The sequence below is a fragment of the Micromonospora sp. NPDC004551 genome (assembly GCF_040609975.1).
GTDB lineage: Bacteria > Actinomycetota > Actinomycetes > Mycobacteriales > Micromonosporaceae > Micromonospora.
This window is the reverse complement of sequence record NZ_JBEXLM010000078.1, coordinates 1-3724: the sequence shown is the minus strand read 5'-3', so window position 1 is coordinate 3724 and position 3724 is coordinate 1. Positions and strand designations below refer to the sequence as shown.

Below are 3724 nucleotides of genomic sequence, written 5' to 3'. Positions count from 1 at the left end.
CACCGCCGCACCGAGCAGCGGGTGCCCGGCGGCGGCCAGTCCGGCGCCGGACACGTCGCCGGACCGCCGGCTCGCCGCGTCGGGCCAGAACCGCTGCCGCTGGAAGGGGTACGTGGGCAGGTCGAGCGGCGCGCCGCCACCGGTCAGCGGCGCCCAGTCGACGGGCACCCCGCCGGCGTACGCCTCGGCGAGCGCCCCGAGCAGCGCGGACGTCTCGGTGCGCCCCTTGCGCAGGGTCGGCACCACCACGGCGGCGGGGGCGTCGGCGAGGCAGTCCTGGATCATCCCGGACAGCACGCTGTCCGGGCCGACCTCCAGGTAGGTGCCGACGTTGCGCCCGCGCAGGTAGGCGATCCCGTCGGCGAAGCGGACGGCCTCGCGGACGTGCCGCACCCAGTACCCGGGGTCGCAGAGGTCGGCCGCGTCGGCGGCGCCGCCGGTCAGGTTCGACACCAGCGGCAGCCGCGGGGCGGTGAAGGTGAGGCCGTCGAGGACGGCGCGGAACTCGTCCAGCATCGGCGCCATGAGCGGGCTGTGGAAGGCGTGGCTGACCCGCAGCCGCCGGGTGCGCGCACCCCGGTCGCGCCAGGCCCGGTCGATCTCGTCGAGGGCGTCGAGCGACCCGGAGACGACCACGGCTGACGGGCCGTTGACGGCCGCGATGCCGACCCGGTCGGCCAGCCCGGCGATCGAGGCGGCCACCTCGTTCTCGGGCGCGGCGACGGCGAGCATCCCCCCGCCGGCCGGCAGGGCCTGCATGAGCCGGCCGCGCGCCGCCACCAGGGCGCAGGCGTCGGGCAGGGCGAGGACCCCCGCCACGTACGCGGCGGTGATCTCGCCGACGGAGTGGCCGCCGACCAGGTCGGGTACGACGCCGAACGACTCGACCAGGCGGAACAGCGCTACCTCGACGGCGAAGAGGGCGGGCTGGGTGAACTCGGTCCGGTCCAGCAGCGCCGCCTCGGGCGAGCCTTCGGTGGCGAACAGCACCGGCCGGAGCGGCTGCGGCAGCAGCGGGTCGAGGTGGCCGCAGACCTCGTCCAGCGCTGCGGCGAAGACCGGGAACGCCCCGTACGCCTCACGACCCATGCCGGGGCGCTGCGCGCCCTGCCCGGAGAAGAGCACGGCGAGCCGGCCGCCCCGGGCGGTGCCACCGACCACGATGGATGACGGCTGGTCGTCGGCGACGGCGGCCAGACCGGCGAGGAGGCCCGGCCGGTCGCGGGGCAGCAGCACGGCCCGGTGCTCGAACGCGGAGCGGCTGGTGGCGAGGGCGTGGCCGAGGGCGGGAAGCGGGACGTCCGGGTGCTCCGCGAGCCAGGCGTTCAGCCGGCGGGCCTGCGCGCGCAGGGCGTCCGGGGTGCGGCCGGAGAGGACGCACGGCGTGCTGAGGTCGCCGGTGACCAGTGCCGGTGCGGCCGGCGCCGTGACCGGCTCGGGGGCCTGCTCCAGGATGGCGTGGACGTTGGTGCCGCTGATGCCGAACGAGGAGACGGCGGCGCGGCGGGGCCGGTCCACGGCGGGCCAGGGCTGCGGGTCGGCGAGCAGGGCGACCGTGCCGGCCGTCCAGTCGATGTGCGGGGACGGCTCGTCCACGTGCAGCGTCGCCGGAACGATGCCGTGCCGCATGGCGAGCACCATCTTGATGACGCCGGCGACGCCGGCGGCGGCCTGGGTGTGGCCGATGTTGGACTTGATCGAGCCGAGCAGCAGCGGCCGGTCGGCGGGCCGGTCCTGGCCGTAGGTGGCCAGCAGCGCCTGCGCCTCGATGGGGTCGCCGAGGGCCGTGCCGGTGCCGTGGGCCTCGACGGCGTCCACGTCGGACGGGGACAGCCGCGCGTGCGCGAGGGCCTGCCGGATGACCCGCTGCTGGGCGGGGCCGTTGGGAGCGGTGAGGCCGCTGCTGGCGCCGTCCTGGTTGACCGCGCTGCCGCGCAGCACGGCGAGGATCCGGCGGCCGTTGCGGCGGGCGTCGGAGAGGCGTTCCAGCAGCAGCATTCCGGCGCCCTCGGCGAAGCCGGTACCGTCGGCGCCCGCGCCGAACGCCTTGCACCGGCCGTCCGGGGACAGGCCGCGCTGGCGGGCGAACTCGGCGAGCATGCCGGGGGTGGACATGACGCTGACGCCACCGGCGAGGGCGAGCCCGCACTCCCCCTGGCGCAGCGCCTGGGCGGCCAGGTGCAGGGCCACCAGTGACGAGGAGCAGGCGGTGTCGACGGTGACGGCCGGGCCCTCGAGGCCGAACAGGTAGGAGATGCGGCCGGAGGCGACGCTGCCGGCGCTGCCGTTGCCCAGGTACCCGTCGAGCTCGTCGGAGGTGCCGAGCGCCGTGCCCGCGTAGTCGTGGTAGATCAGGCCGACGTAGACGCCGGTGCTGCTGCCACGGGCGGTGAGCGGGTCGATGCCGGCCCGTTCGAACGTCTCCCAGGAGGTCTCCAGCAGCAGCCGCTGCTGGGGGTCCATGGCGAGCGCCTCGCGGGGGTTGATGCCGAAGAAGGCGGCGTCGAAGTCGGCGGCGTCGTAGAGGAACCCGCCGTGCCGGGGGGTGGCCTCGTCGGTGTCGCCGCGCAGGGCCGCGAGGTCCCAGCCCCGGTCGGTGGGGAACGGGGCGATGACGTCGGCGCCCGCGGTGACCAGGTCCCACAGGTCTTCCGGGCTGCGCACGTCGCCGGGGAAGCGGCAGGCCATGCCGACGATGGCGATCGGTTCGTCGACGTCGGCCGCCGGGGTGACGGCCGGCCCGGCGGCCGGGACGGATCGGCCGCCGATCTCCCGGTCGAGGTGGTCGGCGAGCACGACCGGCGTGGGGTGGTCGAAGGCGACGGTGGCGGGCAGCCGCAGCCCGGTGGCCGTGGCGAGTCGGTTGCGCAGCTCCACCGAGGTCAGCGAGTCGAAGCCGAGTTCCTTGAACGGCCGCTGCGGGTCGACACCGTCGACGGAGCGGTGCCCGAGCACCGCCGCCACGCTGCCGGTGACCAGGTCGAGGAGGTGGCCGTGCCGGGCGGCGGGGCTGAGCGCCGCGAGCCGTTCGGCCAGGGACACGTCGGCGCCGGCGCGGGCCGCGGCCCGCCGGCGGGCGGGGCGGACCAGGTCGCGCAGCGGCGCGGGGATCCGGCCCGGGTCGCCACGGCCGGGGGCCGCCGGCACCTTCATGAGGACGAGGTGCGCGCCGCCGTGCCGCCGCGCGGCGTCCAGGAGCGCGAGCCCTTCGGCGTCGGTGAGCGGGGCGCTGCCCGCGCGGATGGCCCGCCGGTGTTCGCCGTCGTCGAGGTGGGCGGTCATGCCGCTGGTGGTGGCCCAGAGGCCCCAGGCGAGGCTGGCCGCGGGCAGCCCGTCGGCGCGGCGCCGCGCGGCGAGGGCGTCGAGGTAGGCGTTGGCGGCGGCGTAGTTGCCCTGGCCGGGCGTGCCGAGGGTGGCGGCGATCGAGGAGAACAGCACGAACGCCGACAGGTCGAGGTGTGCGGTGGCGCGGTGCAGCGCCCAGGCGGCGTCGACCTTGGGCCGCAGGACCCGGTCGACGGCGTCGCCGTCGAGGGTGGCGATGGTGGCGTCGGCGATGACGCCGGCGCAGTGGTAGACCGCCGTCAGGTCGACCCCGGCCACCAGGGCGGCGACCTGATCCGGATCGCTGAGGTCGGCCGCGACGGCGGTGACGGTCGCACCGGCCTGCGTGAGCTCCTCGACCAGGGCGGCGTAGGCGGGGTCGTCGGCGGGGTGGCGGCGG

The 3724-nt window shown here is 76.9% G+C and carries 1 protein-coding gene; it reads right to left on the bottom strand.

What is annotated here, in order from left to right; translation table 11 throughout:
* The coding region (locus tag ABZW14_RS34155; protein WP_355355372.1) for a beta-ketoacyl synthase N-terminal-like domain-containing protein at positions 1–3724 on the bottom strand (3724 nt) is incomplete at both ends.